1 protein-coding gene is annotated in these 1,640 nt (G+C 67.0%); it reads left to right on the top strand.

Annotation, left to right across the window (positions count from 1 at the left end; translation table 11 throughout):
- Positions 1–144 precede the first annotated feature (144 nt).
- Positions 145–1,449 carry an HlyC/CorC family transporter gene (locus V7050_RS20940; protein ID WP_324368367.1) on the top strand — a complete coding sequence of 435 codons (1,305 nt, stop codon included), beginning with the start codon at positions 145–147 and terminating at the stop codon, positions 1,447–1,449.
- Positions 1,450–1,640: the final 191 nt, after the last annotated feature.

Genomic DNA, 1,640 nt, shown 5'->3' with positions numbered 1-1,640 from the left:
AGATCTACACCCATGTGCTCGACGCGCGGCTGCGGGATCTGGTGCTCGAGAAGCACCCGCTGGCCGTCGGGGATGCAGCTCTTGAAGGCGGCGCGGGCTGATCTCATAACGGGGTTCCCGCAATGTGAGAAGGATCGCCCCGAAATGGACCCTGCCACCGAAGCCCCGCCGCTTCTGGCGCTCTGGGGAAGCGGCATCGCGATCGTCGTGCTTCTGGTCCTTTCGGCGCTCTTCTCGGGATCCGAGACGGCGCTCACCACGGCGAGCCGGGGCAAGCTGCACGGCCTCGCCGAGAAGGGGGAGCGGGGTGCGGCGGACGCGTTGCGGCTCACCGAGGACAAGGAGCGGCTGATCGGCGCGATCCTGCTCGGCAACAACCTCGTCAACATCCTCGCGGCCTCGCTCGCGACCATGCTCTTCACCTGGCTGCTCGGCGACGGCGCGGTCGCGGTGGCGACGGTGGTGATGACGGCGCTGGTGCTGATCTTCTCGGAAGTCCTGCCCAAGACCTATGCCATCACCAATCCCGAGCGCATGGCGACCGCGGTGGCGCGGCTGATCCGCATGGTGGTGATGCTGCTCTCGCCGGTGGTGAACGCGGTCCGCGCGCTGGTGCGGCTGATCCTGCACGTCTTCGGCGTCGAGACCGATCCCAAGGCGCATTTCCTCGCCGCCCAGGAGGAGATCGCCAGCGCCATCGCGCTGCATCATTCCGAGGGCTCGGTGGAGAAGGCCGACCGCGACCGGCTGCTGGGCGCGCTCGACCTCGGCCAGCGCCAGGTCGAGGAGGTCATGCTGCATCGCCGGGACATCGAGATGATCGACGCCGAGGCGCCGCCCGAGGAGATCCTCGCCCAGGCGATCAACTCGCCGCATACCCGCATCCCGATCTTCCAGGGTGAACCGGAGAACATCGTGGGCGTGATCCACGCCAAGGACCTCTCCCATGCGGTGCATCGGCTGATGCGCGAGGGCGGCGGCAGCCTCGAGGCCATCGACGTGATGGATCTGGCGATGGAGCCCTATTTCGTGCCCGAGACCACCTCGCTCGACGAGCAGATGCGCGAGTTCCTGCGCCGGCGCACGCATTTCGCGCTGGTGGTCGACGAATACGGCGCGCTGCAGGGGCTGATCACGCTCGAGGACATCCTCGAGGAGATCGTGGGCGACATCGCCGACGAGCACGACGCCGAGGTGCCGAGCGGCATCGACATCCAGTCCGACGGCTCGGCGGTGGTGGAGGGGGCGGTGACGATCCGCGACCTCAACCGGACCTGCGAATGGAACCTGCCCGACGACGAGGCCAATACCATCGCCGGGCTCATCATCCACGAGGCCCAGGCGATCCCCACCGAGGGGCAGGTCTTCAGCTTCCACGGCTTCCGCTTCGAGGTGCTGGAGCGTGAATACAACCGGCTGAAGCGGCTGCGGGTCCGCAAGCTGACCTGATCCCGGCGGGACCGAGGCAGCCACGGGTGCTGCCGGCGGGGGGGCGTTTCACGATGAAACGCGGCTTATATTGTTGTTATTGCATGGATTTTCCTGGCGCCGGCGGCGCGAGGCCAGTTGCACGACACAAGGGGGCTGCTGTGACCCCCGCTTTCTCCTCCATCTGAGGTTAGAGTCCGGCCCGAAAGAGG

Source organism: Amaricoccus sp. (assembly GCF_036846665.1).
GTDB lineage: Bacteria > Pseudomonadota > Alphaproteobacteria > Rhodobacterales > Rhodobacteraceae > Amaricoccus.
Note: the sequence above shows the minus strand (reverse complement) of the source record. Positions and strands in the feature narration are given on the sequence as shown.